The following is an 18,468-nucleotide window of genomic DNA, read 5'->3' on the forward strand; positions in this document are numbered from 1 at the left end:
TTATCGCGTTGTTTCGGGTTAATGAAGGGTTTTCTATAGAAGCAGGGTTTAAGGTGATATGTCATAACCGGGTCGCAGCCCCGCCAGAATACCACGCCTGCACCACGCCTCGGACCTTGCCAAACCATCGCACTTGCCCCACATTTCGGCAATGAATTCCGACATTACGGAGCCACCCTGGAAATGAGCGAAACGTTATACACCCCCCTGCCCAACCGCGCTGTTATTCGCGTTAGTGGCGCAGACCGCATCGATTTTTTACAAGGGCTTGTCTCAAACAACGTCGAAAAAATCAGCGCCGAGCATTCCGGTTACGGGGCCTTGCTAACCCCGCAGGGCAAATTCCTGTTTGATTTTTTCATGTATCAGCAGGATGACAACAGCCTGCTGATCGACTGCGAAGGCGGGGAACGGGCTGAAAACCTGTTTAAAAAGCTGCGCATGTATAAATTGCGCGCCAAGGTCGAATTGACAAACATTAGCGCCGAATACGACGTATTTGCCGTTTTCGGCGATAACGCGGTAGCCTCGCTTGCCCTGCCGCAACAGGCCGGCGCGACGGCCCCCTTTGGCAATGGCATCAAAACCGTTGATCCGCGTCTGGCCGCAATGGGCGCACGGGTATTGGTCCCGCACGGCGAAGAACCTGCCCTGGCAGGCATTGGCGCAAGCCAAAGCACGCCCGATGCCTATCACGCGCTGCGCGTCCGCCTTGGCCTGCCCAATGGCAGCGAGGAACTTGAGGTCGACAAAGCGATCTTGCTGGAAAACGGGTTCGAGGAACTGAACGGCGTTGATTTCAAAAAGGGCTGCTATATGGGCCAGGAGCTGACCGCGCGCACCAAATATCGCGGGCTGGTGCGCAAACGCCTGCTGCCCATCGAAATCGACGGACCGACACCCGAAATTGGCAGCGTGATCATGAATGAGGACCGCGAAGCTGGCACCATCAAAAGCATCCACGGTACGGCCGGGCTGGCGATGATCCGCCTCGAACGCATTGCCGATGGGGGCGCATTACAGGCCGGTGATGCCACCATCACCGTTAATGTGCCCGATTGGGTACAACTGCCTGCAACTGAGTAACCACTATTTACATACATAAGCACGATTAATCCCCCGGATGACATGTTCGGGGGATTTTGCGTTTAAAACGACAATTTACGCCGCTGCGATATCAAGAGAGGCCGCATCCAAATCCCCAAGTGCCAATCGGGCATTTAATCGTTGCGCCCCTTTTCCCGCCGCGAACCATGGCTTTGCATGATCGATATCGAAGCGCACACTGGGTTTTTCCGTTAGCTGTTGGGTAAGAACACCAAATATTTCCGTGACGCGATAAAGCCCGTGCGTTACCGGCTGAGGCATAGGACGTTTTTGTAAAGACTGGCGTTTAATTTGCAGCCGCCCGGCCACATCGGCCAAGCTTACCAGATCAGGGCGAACTTCACGTAACCATGAACCTGCTGGCAGTTGCGGCAATATCGCACGCGCAGCCTGGCGAATGACAGTTTCGGCGTCTTCGCCCTCGCATTCCAGCGAAGCCGCCAAAAGTCCCGGCTGCCCTGTTCCAATCACGGCGTCGTCAAAGCCCGCGGCATAGATGCAATCAGCAAGGGCAAAAACATCATGCGTGCTGCCTTCGGGAAGGGAAAAAACAAGATCAAATTCAAATAATTCCATCATCTTTTTCCTTTTCATCTCGCAGGTAAATGCAGCTTAACGCCTTGTTTTCAAGTTTCGCTGCATGGCTTGCAGGGTTTTGCGGCGTGGAAGAAATCGACATCTGACAAAACTCACCACACCGGCAGTCTCGGTCATTATTGGGGCATCGCAAAAGGCCCCACGCATGTCCACTGCTATGGCGAACCTCGACAACCCAACCAAGGGATTCCAGATGTGACAGAACCTTTTCAACATCTTTTTGGGGTGTCGTTTTCTGCTCACACTCATACTCCCCGCTGACCAAGTTGTCAAACGACAACCACATCAATATAAAACCTGAAATCGAAAAATGCCCGCCCTGATCCCTTATAAGGATCAAGGCGGGCATCAATCAATACCGTCTTCAAGGCGAACCAGGCAGCGTGTCGTTATTTCTTCAAAGCCGCCTGAGCCGCGGCCAATCGGGCAATCGGCACCCGGTAAGGCGAGCAGGAAACATAATCGAGGCCCTGTGCTTCGCAGAACGCGATTGATGACGGATCACCACCATGTTCGCCGCAAATGCCCAGTTTGATATCCGGGCGGGTTTTGCGGCCACGTTCGGCGGCAAGGGCGATTAATTCGCCCACACCTTCCTGATCAAGCGATACAAACGGGTCGCCAGCGAAAATATCCTTGGCGATGTAGGTATCAAGGAAATGCGAGGCATCATCGCGTGACAGGCCAAAGGTGGTCTGGGTCAGATCGTTGGTGCCAAAGCTGAAAAATTCGGCTTCTTCGGCGATGTCACCGGCACGCAGGGCGGCACGCGGCAGTTCGATCATGGTGCCGACAAGATAGGTCAGCTTGGCCGATTGTTCGGCTTCAACTTCACTTGCCACTTTGACAATCGCGGCTTTCAGGATTTCGAGTTCTTTTTTGCCAACCACCAGCGGAATCATGATTTCGGGAATAACCTGATCCCCGCCCGCCTTTGAAACCTCGATTGCGGCTTCAAAAATGGCACGGGCCTGCATTTCATAGATTTCAGGATAGCTGATGCCCAGACGGCAGCCACGATGGCCCAGCATCGGGTTTGATTCCGCCAGATCAAGCAACCGACGACGGACAATGCTTTCCGAAACATCGGCGGCCTTCGCCACCTCGGCAATTTCATTATCGCCATGCGGCAAAAATTCATGCAAAGGCGGGTCCAGCAACCGAATGGTAACCGGCAGGCCCTTCATGATGCGAAACAGGTCAATAAAGTCCTGACGCTGATAGGGCAGCAGCTTGGCCAGGGCAACCCGGCGACCGGCTTCGGTTTCGGCCAAAATCATTTCACGCATTGAAATGATCCGCGCCGGATCAAAGAACATATGTTCGGTCCGGCACAGGCCAATGCCTTCGGCACCAAAACCACGCGCGGTTTCGGCATCTTCCGGGGTTTCGGCATTGGTGCGCACTTTAAGGCGCCGCACCCCGTCGGCCCATTCCATCAGTTGCGAAAAATCGCCCGACAGATCGGGTTTCAGGGTGGCAACCTCGCCCAGCATCACTTCGCCGGTGCCGCCATCAATGGTAATGACGTCGCCTTCTTTCAGCATCACGCCACCGGCATTCATGGTGCCACCGCGATAGTCAATTTTAATGGCACCGGCACCACACACACAGGGCTTGCCCATGCCGCGCGCCACCACGGCGGCGTGGCTGGTCATGCCGCCACGCGCGGTTAAAATGCCTTCGGCGGCGTGCATGCCGGCAATGTCTTCGGGGCTGGTTTCAATACGTACCAGCACAACCTTGCGGCCCTTGTTATGGGCCCAGTCTTCGGCAACCTCGGCAGAAAAAACGATCTGGCCCGACGCAGCCCCCGGCGATGCCGGAAGCCCCATGCCAATAACCTGTTTTTCGGCATCCGGGTCCAGGGTCGGGTGCAACATCTGGTCCAGCTGGGCGGGGTCAACACGCATCAGCGCATCGTCGCGGCTGATCACGCCGTCATCGCACATTTCAACAGCAATGCGCAAAGCGGCCTTGGCGGTGCGTTTGCCCGAGCGGGTTTGCAGCATGTATAAACGGTTTGATTCGACCGTAAATTCCATGTCCTGCATATCACGATAATGCGCTTCGAGCTTGTCGCGAACCGCCACCAGATCGGCAAACACCGCAGGCATGGCTTCTTCCATCGACAAAAGGTCTGAACCCGATTCTTCACGTTCAATTTTGGTCAGCGGCGCTGGTGTGCGAATACCGGCAACCACGTCTTCGCCCTGGGCATTGATCAGGTATTCGCCGTAAAAACGGTTTTCCCCGGTCGATGGATTGCGCGAGAAACAAACACCGGTGGCACATTCATTGCCCATATTGCCAAAGACCATTGCCTGAACATTTACCGCCGTGCCCCAACTGGCCGGGATATTGTGCAAACGACGATAGGTATTGGCACGCGCGTTCATCCAGCTGCCAAAAACCGCCCCAATGGCGCCCCACAGCTGTTCGCGCGGGTCTTGCGGAAACGGGCGACCCAGTTCTTCGGCGACCTTGGCTTTAAAACCTTCAACAATTTCCTGCCAGTCATCGGCAGACATTTCAGTATCAAGGACATAGCCCTTGTCTTCCTTGTGGATTTCAAGGATTTCTTCGAAATTGTAATGTTCAACGCCTAAAACAACGTCGCCATACATCTGAATAAACCGACGATAGCTGTCATACGCAAAACGGCGATCCCCAGAGACCGCCGCCAAACCTTCAACTGTATCGTCATTCAGACCCAAATTCAGGACCGTATCCATCATGCCCGGCATCGAGGCGCGCGCGCCCGAGCGGACAGACACCAGCAAGGGATCGGCGACGTTACCAAATTTGCGCCCGACCAGGTTTTCCACCGCCTTTAGCGCGGTTTCAACTTCATCATTCAGGTCTGCCGGATAATTACGGTCATTGTCATAAAACGCCGTGCAAACCTCGGTTGTGATGGTAAATCCTGGTGGAACCGGAAGCCCGAGATTGGACATTTCGGCAAGGTTTGCCCCTTTGCCGCCCAACAGTTCGCGCATTTCCGAACGTCCTTCGGCGCTACCGCCACCAAAGCCGTACACCCATTTGGTCATCTTGCCTGTTCCTCATCTGGCATTGGTATTTCAGTCCGCAGCCTTATTCACGATTCGATCTTTGAAAAATCCGCAATGTCATGCATCGCCGCACGAATCTGCGCAAGCAGCTTCAAACGGTTGGCCCGTTCATCGGCATTGTCGCTATTGACCGTTACTTTTTCAAAGAATGCGTCGACCGGTCCGCGCAGTTCAGCAAAACCGGCCATCGCCGCGGCATAATTCTCGGCCCGCATCAGGGGCAAAGCTTTATGCCGGACGTCGATGAGCGCCTCATACAAACGGCGTTCCTCGTCTTGCGATAAAAGCGCGACATCAACTGTCGCGTCATAGGACGTATCGTCCTTTTTCTCTTCGATCCGCAAAATATTGGAAGCACGTTTATAGCCAGCCATAAGGTTAACGCCGCTTTCGCCCGATACAAAATCGGCAAGCGCCTCAACCCGGGCCAACAGACGGACAAGATCGTCTTCGCCATCCAGTGCAAACACGGCAGACACCAGATCATGGCGCACACCCTGTTCACGCAGATGAACTTTTAAACGGTCAGCAAAGAAGGCAAGAAGGTCTTCAACTGCCGCGTCCCGGCGAATGGAAGCCGGGTATTGGGACACCGCATAGGCAAACAAACGCCGCAGCGGCAAACGCAGGCCGTTTTCCAGCACCAGGCGAATAACGCCCAATGCCGCACGACGCAGCGCAAACGGGTCTTTCGACCCGGTGGGTTTTTCATCGACGGTAAAGAAACCCGCCAAAGTATCGAGTTTCTCGGCCAGGGCCACTGCCACCGAAACAGGTGCCGTCGGGCAACTGTCAGACGGGCCAGCCGGGGCGTAATGCTCGGCAATGGCCTGCGCCACTTCGGGGGCTTCGCCGTCATTATGGGCGTAATATTTGCCCATCAGGCCCTGAAGCTCGGTAAATTCAAACACCATGTTTGACACCAGATCGGCCTTGGCAATTTCTGCCGCGCGGTCCGCCAGTTTCACATCGCACCCGGTGATGGAAGACGACACTTCACGTGCCAGCCCCCGCATGCGCAAAACGCGTTCGGCAATGGTGCCCAGTTTGGCATGAAAAACGATGGTTTCAAGTTTGGGCAGGCGGGATTCCAGCGTAACCTTGCGGTCCTGATCCCAGAAAAATTTGGCATCATGCAGGCGGGCGCGCAAAACGCGTTCGTTGCCCGCGATAATCTGCGCGTTGTGGTCCATCGTCACCATATTGGAAATGGTAATAAACCGGGCCGCCAGCTTGCCGCTGTTTTCTTCAAGAACAAAATATTTCTGATGTTCACGCATCGAGGTTTCCAAAACCTCACGCGGGACATCCATAAACTGGTCGTCAATTTTGCCCATGACCGGCACCGGCCATTCGACCAGCCCGCAAACTTCGTCAAGCAAGCCCGGATCATCAACCAGTTTCAGCCCGGCATCACTTGCCAGTTTTTCGCAGCCTTCCGCGATCACGCGTTTGCGCGCTTCGCGGTCCAGCATCACCTTGGCAAAATTCAGTTTGGCTTTGTATTCGCTGGCATTGTTAACAGTAAACACAGCCGGGGCCAAAAAGCGATGGCCGCTGGTAACATTACCCGCCGTAACCACACCGTCGCCAAAAACTACCGGGATCACGTCACCGTTAAACAGGCATAAAATACGATCAAGCTGGCGGACCCAGCGCACTTTATGATCCGCCCAGCGCATGGATTTCGGCCAGGGCAGCTTGTTCATCGCATCTTCGATGATATCTTTAAGCACCACCGATGCCGCACGGCCCTTTTGTTCGACAATAGCAAACAGGAAAACACCCTTGGGCGTTTCGCGCTTTTCGCATTGCTCCAGCGTCACGCCATTACCCGCCAAAAAGCCGTTAATTGCTTTTTCCGGGGCATCGGCACGCGGGCCGCGGCGCTCTTCGCGCAAATCAGGCTGTTTTTCCGGCAAGCTGTCAACAATCAGGGTCAGGCGGCGCGGTGTGACCAGGCTTTCAACCTTGTCAAAGCCAAGATCGGCGGCCTTTAAGCCATCGATGATCAGCTTTTGAAGGTCGGCACTGGCGCGCGCCTGCATCCGGGCCGGAATTTCTTCGGAAAACAGTTCAAGCAGCAATTCGGCCATGTCTTATGCCCCCTCTTTCAGATGTCCGCGCGACCGAAGCCACGCCTCGCAGCACGATTTGGACATCTCGCGCACCCGGCCAATATAGGCAGCCCGTTCGGTGACAGAAATAACACCGCGCGCATCAAGCAGGTTAAAGATATGGCTGGCTTTCATCGCCTGTTCATAGGCCGGAAGGGCGAGCCCGCGTTCAATATTCACCGAACATTCAGCCTGCGCATCCTTGAAATGGCGGAACAGCATTTCAGTATTGGCGACCTCGAAATTATAGGTCGACTGTTCCTTTTCATTTTGCAGGAACACATCGCCGTAAGAAACGCCATTGCCGTTATAATCAAGGTCGTAAACATTTTCGACACCCTGAATATACATCGCCAACCGTTCCAGACCATAGGTCAGCTCAACCGGGATCGGGTCACATTCAAACCCGCCAACCTGCTGAAAATAGGTAAACTGGGTGACTTCCATGCCGTCAAGCCACACTTCCCAGCCCAGGCCCCAGGCACCCAAAGTAGGGCTTTCCCAGTCATCTTCAACAAAGCGGATATCGTGTTGCATCGGGTCAATGCCCAGATGCAACAAAGACCCCAGATACAAATCCTGTGCATTGGGCGGCGATGGCTTCATCAAAACCTGAAACTGGTAATAATGCTGCAAACGGTTGGGGTTTTCACCATAGCGACCATCGGTCGGGCGGCGCGAAGGCTGCACATAGGCAGCATTCCAGCTTTCCGGGCCCAGCGCGCGCAGTGTGGTTGCGGTATGAAATGTACCGGCGCCAACTTCAAGGTCATAGGGCTGAAGAATGACACATCCCTGGTCAGCCCAATAGCTTTGCAGTCGAAGAATGATTTCCTGAAAGGAAGGAGGACGTTGCGACCCGTCGAGCGCCATTGCGCGTACTCTCTGATCAAATGGTGAAACAAATTTTAAAACTGCGGCAAGCTAACGTCACACCCCTGTGCGGTCAAGAAGGCAAAAGCCCTGAGATCGCAGGTTTGCAACAGTTTGTCTCGATTACCCTGCTTCATATTGCAATGCAACATCAACAATCGGCCCGTTTTAAGGCAAAGACGCTTTTTCTCAGTTTTACGAAGGTAAAAATGCCGGGGATGCCGCAAATGCCACGCGGCTTAATCCTGGCAGCGATGGGCCAGTCCTTCGGCATGGTAAACGCCGCAATGCGGGCATTTTTCCATATCCTGTGCCGCCGGATGCTCCGGCTGAACCTTGCGGCGCGGTTTCATCCGTTCTGTCCAGTGGGCACGGACATTTTCGCGATTGTTCTGGTTGGCACCCTTGCGCCCCAAAAACCGCGATGCCTGCCACACCACAACAATGACCAGGGCCGTAAACAGGATTTGTGAAAAACTCAGCATGGACGTCCCCGAAATGCTTTATTGCCGGTCCGGGCGATCCCGTTCCGGTTTCAGGCAGTGTTATAGTCAAAATTTGAAATTTTAGAAACCGGGCAATGATGCCGGTTGGCGCAATAATTGGTCTGTTTGCGGCAAATACTGCCCCGCCTCGTCATGCAGCACCAGCCCCCGGCGCATTTTAAGGGGCGATGACACCCCTTTGCGCGCCGAAACAATCACCCGAAGCGGGGCTTCGGCGCTGGCCTTGCTCCAGATCGGATACACCGTCATATCGCCCGCCTTGCCATATAACAGGCCAATCAGCCGGTCCAAATGATCGGCCCGATGGATCAGCGTGATCCGCCCTTTTTGCCGCAGCATTTTAAGGCAAAAGCCAATCCATGCCGCCAAATCGGCACTGCCTTCCTGATGGGCAGTCGCCCGGCTTTCATTCGTTGGCCGTGTCCCGCCCGCATAATAAGGCGGGTTGGAAATAACCTGATCAAAGCTGTTGGCGATCAAGGGCAACTGGCGATTATTGATATCACCATGAAGCGGCGTTACCCGGCCGACAAAACCGTTTTCAACAATATTGCGGCAAAACAGGGCATATAAATCGTCTTGCAATTCGACCCCGGTAACAACGGCATTTTCAATCCGCCGTGCCACGCACAACCCGGCAGAGCCCACCGCCGCGCCAACATCAAGTATTTTGCAATCGCGATTTCCCGCCACTGTAACCGACGCCGCCAGCAACACTGCATCAACAGCCACGCGATAACCATCGACCGGCTGCTTCAAGGTAACGGCACCGCCTTGCAAAAAATCATGGCTGATACGGTTTGGCGGAAAATCGGGCACAGTTAAACCGGCTAACACTGCGCCATCTTGCTCTGGGGCCATCGCGGTACGGGTCATTTGTGGTTATGCAACATGGCGGGCGATACCAGCCTAAACATCATCACGCGCAGACGCGCCAATGTCGTCATCTTCGTCTGCATCTGCCTCAAGTTCGGCATTACCCGGCAATTCACGCCGTGCAATTTCAAGGATATAACGCGCCCGGCTTTCATCATCGGGCGTTATCATCAAGCGCCGGGGCAACGCCCCGATGGAGCCATCAAGGATCGATGCATGAAAATCAAATATCAGGCAGTCAATCCCCTCGTCGGCCAGCACCGACTGAACCCAGCTCAGCTCGACCGGATCATTGCTGCGTATCAGTTCAATCATTTCTGATGCCGTCCCCTTGCTGTCACATGCGCCATACACACCATACTATAGCATATTATTGTTCAATGCGGCAGAAAGCGGTATTGATTTGTCCACTTGACCGTCAACACCTGGCGTCTCTATGTTGAGGCCTAGTCATGAAACCAGCGTTACCTGCCGATATGTGACAGGTCAAGACGCAAAAATTGTTTCGGAAATGAGCGTGAACAACACTGCACCGCAGCACACTATACAGCCCAGCCTGGATTCCCTGGTCAGCCTTGTCGATGCCGACATGAAGCGGGTTAACCAGGTTATCATCGAGAACATGCACAGCGACGTTGCGCTGATCCCGCAACTGGCCAGCCATCTGATTGCGGCGGGCGGCAAACGCATGCGCCCGATGCTGACTTTGGCCTCCGCCCGACTTTGCGGTTATGAAGAAGGCGATTCCGCTGTCAATATGGCGGCCTGTGTTGAATTTATTCACACAGCCACCCTGCTTCATGACGATGTGGTCGATGAAAGCCTGCTTCGCCGGGGCCAGGAATCGGCCAATGCCATGTTTGGCAACGAGGCCAGCGTGCTGGTCGGCGATTTCCTGTTTGCCCGATCCTTCGTCCTGATGGTCAAGAACGGTTCGCTTAAGGTGCTCGATATTCTGGCACGCGCATCGGCGGTTATTGCCGAGGGCGAAGTGATGCAGCTTGCCACCGCCAACGACATGGCAACCACCGAGCAAGCCTATCTTGATGTCATCATGGCAAAAACCGCTGCCCTGTTTGGCGCGGCATCGCATATTGGCGCAGTCATTGCCGCACGCCCCGAGGCCGATGAATTTGCCCTGCGTGATTACGGCCTGCATCTGGGCACCGCGTTTCAGCTGATTGACGATGTGCTGGATTATTCGGCCCATCAGGCCACCTTGGGCAAAACCGTTGGCGATGATTTTCGCGATGGCAAGGTGACCCTGCCGGTGATTATTGCCTATGCCAAAGGTGACGAGGACGAAAAAGCCTTCTGGCGGCGCTGCATGGAAGACCAGAATTTCGAGGATGGTGATCTTGATCGGGCGCAAGTGCTGATCCGCAAATATAACACGCTGGAAGCCACCATGGACCGGGCACGCGAATATGGCGAACTGGCCATTAACGACCTTGCCACCTTCCCCGATGGCGCGATCAAGGATGCCATGATCGAAGCGGTAGAGTTTTGTATTTCGCGGCCTTATTGACCAACCCGCAAGGCCCAAAGCCGGGCATTTGCGAAAAAATTCCTTGCGTGCCGGTTCAATACCGATTAATACCCGGCTCGCAGAATGACGGAGCGTAGCTCAGCCTGGTAGAGCACTGTCTTCGGGAGGCAGGGGTCGGAGGTTCGAATCCTCTCGCTCCGACCATCATTCAAAGGCCCTGAAATGTTTTGGCATTTCGGGGTCTTTTGCGTTTCAGGCCCGATAAAACGTCACGGCCGCCCCGATCGCAAAAACCCAAAACACGATCAATTTACGACATTCTCAACCCAATGGCCAAAACACCAGAAAATGCCGTAACAGGGTGCAATTGTGCTTGAACTGCCCGACCATACAGGATAGATAATCGCGCACACTGACGGAGCGTAGCTCAGCCTGGTAGAGCACTGTCTTCGGGAGGCAGGGGTCGGAGGTTCGAATCCTCTCGCTCCGACCATCAGTTAGAAACCCTGGCGCCTGAAACATGGCGACAGGGTTTCTTTTTATCTGCGATCAACACGCCACCGCCCTGCCCTCGGCCGCAAAACACCAGCCCGCCAATCCACCATCGGCCAGCCCTCAACGCGCCCTGTCAGGCCCGTGCAATGCGGCCCGTAGCGACGGCAAAACAAAGACACCTGCGCAAACAAAAACGCGCCAACCGGCAAATGCAGGCTGGCGCGCGAAACAATACTAAACGGCCATATCTTAATGCAGGCTGCTTTCGCTTGGCAGTTGCAACATCCGGCCCATCAGGTAATCCACATCATCGGAATCAAATTCAACACCCAGATCACCATACTGGGTCAGGATGCGTTCGATCATGCGGCGCGAATACCGTTCGCGGTCTTTTTCGCGGCCATCAAGGTCGGTTTCATGGGCGACCTCCAGGGCGGCCCGCACACCGGGGAAGAAACTGGCGGGCATATCGGCCTTGTTATAAATTGCCTGCAGGCCATAAAGACCGGAGTCGTGAATAAGAATTCGGCTGTTTAGCAGCGATACGGCCGCCCGGCGTGCAATCCCGGCTTCAAAAAATGAAATATCCCCCATGCACAGGGCACGCAGGATCACACCGCTGGTCAGACGGTTATTGGTGTAAAGATGCTCAACCAGAATTTCGACATCGCGGCTTTCACTGTCATCGCCCAAAAGGCCAATGGTGGCACTTTCCTGCGACTGGGTCATCACAGCATTAACAATGCCCTCGGGCAGATGCCCGCGTGATACCAGCTCGCCGCGCAACCGGTCTGAAACCAGGGTAACCATGCGTTCCGCAATCGTGATCGGCAAATGATTGCGTGAAATCATCGGTTTTTGAATACGTTCATTATGGCCAAAATCATCGACCACCTTTTGCAAGGAATGCTCGCTGATTTCAGCCCCCTGATTGCCAATCAGATCGACCAGAACATCCTCATGCCCGGCCTGCACCAGCGCGTCAGAGACCGACTCGGACACGGTGCCGCGTGTGGCAATGGCGCGCTGTTTTTCAACACTATCAGCACCATCGCCAATAATATCGACCAGATCGCTGTCACTGAGAATTTCGGAAAACTGCAATATCGGCAGGGCAACATCATCAACATCGCGCGCCATTGTCAGTGCAACATCGTGCGGCAATAGCGGCGTCTGTTTCAAATTGCGCGCCAGCGCCTTGCGCACCCTGACTTCGGCATCACGGATCATGATGCGAAAGATGTCCTCGGCCAAAACCCGTTCGGTATCGGTCAGCTGATCATCACTGAATTGCTGGCTGATTTTATCGGCAGCTTCAGCACGGTTCTTTCCCGACGGATCGTTGATAAGATTTGCGACGTCATTTTTAGTAATCGGGGCCACGTAACCTCTCCTGCTACGGCTGGAATATCCACCAGCCGTTACACTTCTTACTATACACGCAAGAGGCTATTGATTGAACGCAATTTATTCACCTGCCGCTTTGGGTAGAATAACCTGTTCGTGATCATTGCCCGCCGACTTATAATGATTCCACCATTTGTCGGACTTTGATTGCGTTACCCGCCGGGGACTGTCAAAAAGTTTCCGCGTTGCGTTCGGCGTGGGCCCCACGCTACATGCCAAGAGAGAGGCCTTGTAAATGAATTCGATCAAAATGCTTGCTATTGCAATTTCCGCCACCGCAATGTTCAGCACCGCTGCATTTGCCGCTGGCGATGCTGCAAAAGGCGAGAAAGTTTTTAAAAAATGTGCCGCCTGCCATTCAATTGAAGAAGGCAAAAACAAGGTTGGCCCGTCGCTGCATGGTGTGATTGGTCGCGAATGTGGCACGATTTCCGATTACAAATACAGCAAGGGCTATCAGGATGCCTGCGAAAAAGGCTTCACCATCGACGAAGCATTTCTCGATGAATACCTGAAAGACCCGTCTGCCAAAATCAGCTCGATCGCGCAGACCAAAGAACGCTCCAAAATGACCTTCAAACTTAAAAAAGAAGACGACATTCAGGACGTTACCGAATATCTGAAACAAAACTGATTGTGATGAAGGGTGCTTGTGCGCCCTGATACAGCTCAGCATGAAAGGCCGACCTGAAAAGGTTGGCCTTTTTTGATGCCTTGTCTCGTCCTGAAATGTTCCGCCCTGATACCCGACCGCCGCACGCCGCTGCATTAGAGCATGTTTCCTTTAATAAGACCCATTCTGCCCGCGCATTCTGCTGCTCGACAAGGAGAAGTCCGCAGGGCGTAACGGGGTTACGGACAAGGATTTCGACGTAGCCGAGCAGAAGAATGGGCGGGCCCGTAGGGTTTAATTTTGACGGCATTTGGCGGCGTTACACCGCTTGCGCGATGCGCCGCATCGCGCGGCACGCTGTGCCTTGCCAAACGGCACGTCAAAATCAAACAGAATGGGTCTTATTAAAGGAAATATGCTCTAATTTGGTTGCGCGTGGTGCTTGTCAGCCCATCCCTTCGAGTCTGTTTACCGGGCTGGCGGAAAAACGTTCTGGCGGATAACAAAGTCGCAGGTTAGCGGCGATTGGCCAGTTCTGTGGAAATATGGCGCATTTGCTCTTCCACCCGGATGGGGCATTGCGATGTCACTTCAAGGTCACGGTCTTCGTAAACATCGGCGTCGGGGTGGTCTTGAACCCAGCGGGTAATGACCTCGTCGCGCTGGCGCACCAGTATTTCGATCTGGGGACGATAAAACGCAATCATCCCCGATACCCAGCGATTTACCGGCCACGAGGGCTGGGCGTGGTCGACAATAAAATTGTCCAGCATCGAAATCACCGTTTCGGCATCATACCAGACTTCCCCGGTTACCCAGCGATTGGTGGTAAACAGCCGTTGAGCAAACCCGTACTGGTCCATGGAAATGGCAATCAGATGCGACAGGGCTTCGTTCGGACCTTTGGGCAATTCAACGCCGGGAATAGGCAAGGGCCGGGCCGACTCCGGCATGCCGCGCGGCCGCATAAAACTGTGGAAATGGCCATGCTCGGCCCAGTCGCGCTGCTCATCCTTGGGGTGGGCATGGTAATAAAACTGGCCGTGGCTGGTCCGGTCATAAACATCGCCTTGCGGGTAATGCGTCCATTCGTAAAACGCCCCCGTCGTCCGGATCAGTTCACCAACGATATTATCACCTGTTGCCGACAAAACGCGATGGCATTCCATCACATCACGTCCGGCTGCCATCATGGTTTTCAGTTGGCTGGTGGACAACTCCGACCAGTTAATTTCCAGTTCCGTCATGGTTGTATCACCACTTGATTTATCGACGATCCGCTGCTGACCTAGCCTGCAAAACCAAAGGGAAATGTCGCACCGGCAGAAGGCCAGTTCCCCCACAGTCACGCCTGCGGGGGAAAACTACAAGTGAAAATACCTATTTACGGGCCAAAGGCTGGTGCAAAACCCGAAATCCGATCAGGATATGGCGCAAATGTTCGGGGCGACTATGGCGGGCTGCCGGGCGGCAAACGCCGCATCCCCGGTCATCCCACGAGCCCCCCTTCACAATCCGTGCGCCGGGCTGGCGCTGGGTCTGGGTCCATTCAAAAACCTGCCCCGCCCCGTCATACAAACCATATGGCCCCGGCGGATAGGATTTAACCGGCACCGTATCAAAAGGCCCGCGATCCGCACTGTTTAACAGGGTCGGGTCATAAATATTGCCCCACGGATAAAACGTTCCGTCGGGGCCACGCACGGCCTTTTCCCATTCGGCCTCCTTGGGCAGGCGCCAGGTTTCACCGGTTTTCTGGCTAAGCCAATGGGTATATGCCACGGCGTCCTGCCACGATACCAGCACCACCGGGTGGTCTTCACGGCCCGGCTGCGGGGCGCCTTTTTTCCAGGCAAAAGGACGGGTGGCCTCATAGCCATGCACAAGCCCGTAAGTATCCCAGATTTCCTTGGTGACACCGGGGGCCGGATAACCGCTGTCTTTGACAAAAGCAGCATATTGCCGGTTGGTGACCGGAGTTGTCGAGATATCAAATTCGGGCAGATAAATACGCCATTTGGTGGTTTCTGAATCATACCAGCGATTACGATGTGCGACATCCTGGCCATAAATCTGTTCATCAATCCGGTAGGCATAATCGCGCTCGATACTGTCAGACCCCTGCCAGAACCATCCCGCCGGGATCGTGGTTATCTCCGGGACATCAATATTGGCGGCCTGCGATACCGGTGCATGAAACCCGAAAACCACCAGTGTCGCTATCCCTATGGCGGTCCGGCACATATTGCGCCCGTTTGACATCATCATCGCGATACTAAAATCCCCAATCGAAAATATGCTTTCTGCAGCCAGCCCTCTCCCTCTGGCTGCACTTTTTACAATCATGACATAATTGTAAAAGATCCGCTGCTTTTTCAAGCAACAGCACATCGAACTTTTTAAAGATGCAAAAGTTCCCGGCTGCGCAAAACAAACTGGTTTACCCTCACGAAAGCGTGAAAATACGTGACACCACAGCAAGGCGGTTTTTTGTCATGATCATTTTGTTGGCTGATCAAAAACAACCTGTGCCGGGTTGTTTAAACGGCAAGGTGTTCGTTCCCCCCGACACACGCCGGACCGGCCAGCACCCGGACAACACCGGAAAGACACCGGAAAGACAACGTCTTCTTCTGCGGGTTGTCTCCCCCTTCTCGCAAACACAATATCAGCGCCGCTCTTCCCCGGAGCGACGCTGATTGTGTATCTGGCCCTGGCCCCCGCCATCCCCCAGCAATCCTGCTGCGCGGTAATAGCGTTGTGCCCCTTCATGCAAGGCCACCGGAAAGGGGCCACGGACCATGTCCTCTTTGCTCAATGCCGCCAGTGCCGGATGCGCGCGTTTGAAAGCATTGAAATTTTCAAACACGGTTTTCACCAGTTGATAAACAATTTCGGGGTCTGTTGCGGCAGAAACCATCAGGGTGGATCCAACGCAAACTGTCGTGACCGGGTCGGGGTTGCCATAATACAGGCCGCCCGGGATCACGGTTTTGCTGTAAAAATCATTTTCGGCCAGCAACCGGTCAATCGCCGGCCCGGCCACATCGACCAGAACAGTGTCGCAGGCGCCTGCCGTGTCCGAAATTGTGGTTGCCGGGTGCCCCACACTATAGACCGTCGCGTCGATCTGGTTCTGGCACAGCGCATCGCCCTGTTGGCCCGCGCCAAGTTCCGATGCCTGGGCAAAATCATTCAGGGTCCAGCCCTTGGCCGCCATTACCCGTTCCATCGCGTCGCGCGCACCAGAACCGGGATTGCCAATATTAACCCGCTTGCCTTTCAAATCGTCAAAATCAATAATTTTGGCATCAGCGCGAGCCAAAACGGTAAAGGCTTCAACATGCAGGGAAAACACCGCGCGCAAATCCTTAACCGCCCCGGTTTGCGCAAAAGGGCCTGTTCCGTGGCTGGCATCGGCCTGAATATCTGACTGGGCAATGCCAAAGTCAAAGTCGCCACCGTGCAAGGCCTTGATATTATAAAGCGACCCGGCCGTCGACTCGACGGTACAACGAATGCCGTGCAAGCGGCGCGACTGGTTTATCAAACGGCAAATTGCCCCACCGACCGGATAATAAACCCCCGTGGGGCCACCCGTGCCAATGGTAATGAAACGGTTTTGTTCATCGGCCTGCGCGGTTCGAAAAAATGCCCCCTGCGCCATCAGGAAAACGGTCGCGCATACCACCAAAACGTGCCGGCTCATTGGTTTTTGCCTTTGCTGCCCTGCTTGCTGTTTGTCGTGGCGGCTTGTTTATCGCGCGCCCCTTGCAACCGGCAAAAGCTCCGGAAGCCCCCCGTTTCGCCCATAATATTTTTTATTGCCCCCACGATAACATCAATACCGCCGCAACCCGCGATGGCGGGCCGTTAAAAAGAACAGGCTGTAATTTTACCACCTTGTATCAGGCGGGCAAAATCCAAACCGCATTTCTGCATGCTGCCCAAATATGTGCATCTGCAACAAAATCACATTTGCAAAACGCCATTATGGGTGCCTTTGACACGAATAATGCCGTGCCCCACACGACGTCACCCGCACGCAAGACAACAAAATCATAGACTTATTAAAAAAAACCGGCAAAAATGGTTGAAGCTGCACCACGAAATACCACCATCAAAAAACAGAAAATCTTATGGTTACGGGACAAGGGCGCCGGTTTAACAAGGTGGCCTATGGAAAAACAGATTTTAGATGCAATTTCGCAATCCAATGCGGGAATTGCTCTGTTTGACGCCAATGAACGTCTTATTTTTGCAAATCCGGCGTGGAATCAACTGATTACCGGAATTGCCGAAGACGATCTGATATTCGATGAAACCAGTCTGGATAATGGCGGCATGCTATCGGTTTGCATGGTCCGCCCGCATATCCATGCCCGCGAATTGCGCCATAGCCTTACCGATGTTGAAAACAAAAAACGCGGCACGGTTCTGGTCGCCGATGACAGCGCCTCAAACCGCATGGTGGCCCGCCGCATGTTGCAGGCCGAGGGTTTCAGCGTGATGGAAGCGGGCGACGGCCAAACCGTTCTGGATATTTTGCGCCGGGGTATCCCCGTTGACATTATTTTGATGGATGTTGAAATGCCCGATATGGACGGGCTGCACACCACCCGGCGCATCCGCCATATGGACGGGCCGTCTTCGCGCCTGCCCATCATTGCCTTTTCCGCGCACCGCACACGCGACTGGAACATGATTGCCCGGCAATCAGGTGTAAACGATTTCATCAGCAAACCAATCCAGCGCGCCAGCCTGTTACGCGTGATCAGCGAAAACCTTGCCCACAGCCTGCCCGGCACCGCGGCAAGCTCGCTTGCCGCAACCACGCCCGCCGCGCGGATGAAAAAAATCAATCACACCCTTAAAAATCCGCCCAGCGACCTTCCGGCAAGCCCGGTTCTGGATGTCGATATTCTTGAAGAACTGTACCGCGAAGCCGGCATGGACGGGGCGGCAAACGGCATTGATTTGTTTATCAGCGAAACGGAATCGCGGCTGATGCAAATTGATGAAGCATTATCACGGTCTGATTTTCACGCGGTTCGCAACGAGGTCCATGTTCTTAAAAGCACATCGGGCACCTTTGGGCTGCGCCAACTGGCCGATTTGTGCGATGCGGCCCATAATCTTCTCGATCGCACCGATATTGACGAACACCACCTTGTCAAACTGTCGCGCCGGGTGGTTCAACTGGCCCCAACCGCCCTTACCGCCCTTAACCTTTATCGTCGCAGCCGGTCGTGGGCGCTAACCTGATGCTGGCTGATTGCGCCAATAGCGCCCTTTTAACCGTTGCCAAAACGAT

16 protein-coding genes and 2 tRNA genes are annotated in these 18,468 nt (G+C 54.4%); 6 read left to right on the forward strand and 12 right to left on the reverse strand.

The window, feature by feature from the left end:
* Window positions 1–183 precede the first annotated feature (183 nt).
* On the forward strand, window positions 184–1,086 hold the full coding sequence (gene ygfZ, locus TMES_RS11005; protein WP_085582417.1) for a CAF17-like 4Fe-4S cluster assembly/insertion protein YgfZ: 903 nt from the start codon (window positions 184–186) through the stop codon (window positions 1,084–1,086).
* A gap of 75 nt (window positions 1,087–1,161) precedes the next feature.
* Here ygfZ and TMES_RS11010 read toward each other — a convergent pair whose 3' ends face one another.
* The 8 genes from TMES_RS11010 to TMES_RS11045 all read right to left on the reverse strand — a co-directional run bounded on the left by TMES_RS11010 (window position 1,162) and on the right by TMES_RS11045 (window position 9,465).
* Window positions 1,162–1,686, reverse strand: a complete 525-nt coding sequence (locus TMES_RS11010; RefSeq protein WP_085582419.1) for a hypothetical protein — start codon at window positions 1,684–1,686, stop codon at window positions 1,162–1,164.
* Entirely contained in the window at window positions 1,670–2,053 is a 384-nt protein-coding gene (locus TMES_RS11015) for a hypothetical protein (protein WP_143589625.1), read from the reverse strand. The genes TMES_RS11010 and TMES_RS11015 overlap by 17 nt, the downstream gene beginning before the upstream one ends.
* Before the next feature lie 40 nt (window positions 2,054–2,093).
* Complete coding sequence (ppdK, locus tag TMES_RS11020) at window positions 2,094–4,757, reverse strand: pyruvate, phosphate dikinase (protein ID WP_085582421.1); 2,664 nt, start codon at window positions 4,755–4,757, stop codon at window positions 2,094–2,096.
* A 47-nt stretch (window positions 4,758–4,804) separates the two neighbouring features.
* Window positions 4,805–6,874 carry a glycine--tRNA ligase subunit beta gene (glyS, locus tag TMES_RS11025; protein ID WP_085582423.1) on the reverse strand — a complete coding sequence of 690 codons (2,070 nt, stop codon included), beginning with the start codon at window positions 6,872–6,874 and terminating at the stop codon, window positions 4,805–4,807.
* A gap of 3 nt (window positions 6,875–6,877) precedes the next feature.
* Window positions 6,878–7,768 carry a glycine--tRNA ligase subunit alpha gene (locus tag TMES_RS11030; protein ID WP_085582425.1) on the reverse strand — a complete coding sequence of 297 codons (891 nt, stop codon included), beginning with the start codon at window positions 7,766–7,768 and terminating at the stop codon, window positions 6,878–6,880.
* A gap of 239 nt (window positions 7,769–8,007) precedes the next feature.
* On the reverse strand, window positions 8,008–8,253 hold the full coding sequence (locus TMES_RS11035) for a hypothetical protein (RefSeq protein ID WP_085582427.1): 246 nt from the start codon (window positions 8,251–8,253) through the stop codon (window positions 8,008–8,010).
* Between the two features lie 81 nt (window positions 8,254–8,334).
* Complete coding sequence (locus TMES_RS11040) at window positions 8,335–9,150, reverse strand: tRNA1(Val) (adenine(37)-N6)-methyltransferase (protein ID WP_245835355.1); 816 nt, start codon at window positions 9,148–9,150, stop codon at window positions 8,335–8,337.
* A 33-nt stretch (window positions 9,151–9,183) separates the two neighbouring features.
* A complete protein-coding gene (locus tag TMES_RS11045; protein ID WP_085582429.1) occupies window positions 9,184–9,465 on the reverse strand; it encodes a putative signal transducing protein in 282 nt (93 codons plus the stop codon).
* A gap of 196 nt (window positions 9,466–9,661) precedes the next feature.
* Between TMES_RS11045 and TMES_RS11050 the strand changes: the two genes are divergently transcribed.
* From TMES_RS11050 to TMES_RS11060, 3 genes are all read left to right on the forward strand, one after another.
* Window positions 9,662–10,678 carry a polyprenyl synthetase family protein gene (locus TMES_RS11050; RefSeq protein ID WP_085582431.1) on the forward strand — a complete coding sequence of 339 codons (1,017 nt, stop codon included), beginning with the start codon at window positions 9,662–9,664 and terminating at the stop codon, window positions 10,676–10,678.
* An 88-nt stretch (window positions 10,679–10,766) separates the two neighbouring features.
* Window positions 10,767–10,843, forward strand: a tRNA-Pro gene (locus tag TMES_RS11055).
* 212 nt (window positions 10,844–11,055) lie between these two features.
* Window positions 11,056–11,132, forward strand: a tRNA-Pro gene (locus tag TMES_RS11060).
* 251 nt (window positions 11,133–11,383) lie between these two features.
* Here TMES_RS11060 and spbR read toward each other — a convergent pair.
* Entirely contained in the window at window positions 11,384–12,517 is a 1,134-nt protein-coding gene (gene spbR / locus TMES_RS11070) for a SpbR family protein (protein WP_085582435.1), read from the reverse strand.
* Window positions 12,518–12,776: 259 nt separating this feature from the next.
* Here spbR and TMES_RS11075 point away from each other — a divergent pair, with 259 nt between their 5' ends.
* The gene (locus TMES_RS11075; RefSeq protein ID WP_085582437.1) at window positions 12,777–13,175 is read left to right on the forward strand and encodes a c-type cytochrome; all 399 of its coding nucleotides are present in this window, start codon (window positions 12,777–12,779) and stop codon (window positions 13,173–13,175) included.
* Window positions 13,176–13,669: 494 nt separating this feature from the next.
* On the opposite strand, the gene TMES_RS11080 is transcribed toward TMES_RS11075, so the two are convergent.
* From TMES_RS11080 to TMES_RS11090, 3 genes are all read right to left on the reverse strand, one after another.
* Entirely contained in the window at window positions 13,670–14,401 is a 732-nt protein-coding gene (locus tag TMES_RS11080; RefSeq protein WP_085582439.1) for a DUF6969 family protein, read from the reverse strand.
* Between the two features lie 133 nt (window positions 14,402–14,534).
* Entirely contained in the window at window positions 14,535–15,422 is an 888-nt protein-coding gene (locus tag TMES_RS11085; protein ID WP_245835357.1) for a formylglycine-generating enzyme family protein, read from the reverse strand.
* Between the two features lie 400 nt (window positions 15,423–15,822).
* Window positions 15,823–16,863, reverse strand: a complete 1,041-nt coding sequence (locus TMES_RS11090) for a TAXI family TRAP transporter solute-binding subunit (RefSeq protein WP_085582441.1) — start codon at window positions 16,861–16,863, stop codon at window positions 15,823–15,825.
* A gap of 470 nt (window positions 16,864–17,333) precedes the next feature.
* Between TMES_RS11090 and TMES_RS11100 the strand changes: the two genes are divergently transcribed.
* Complete coding sequence (locus tag TMES_RS11100; RefSeq protein WP_085582445.1) at window positions 17,334–18,419, forward strand: response regulator; 1,086 nt, start codon at window positions 17,334–17,336, stop codon at window positions 18,417–18,419.
* Window positions 18,420–18,468 lie beyond the last annotated feature (49 nt).

The organism is Thalassospira mesophila, assembly GCF_002115755.1.
GTDB classification, from domain to species: domain Bacteria; phylum Pseudomonadota; class Alphaproteobacteria; order Rhodospirillales; family Thalassospiraceae; genus Thalassospira; species Thalassospira mesophila.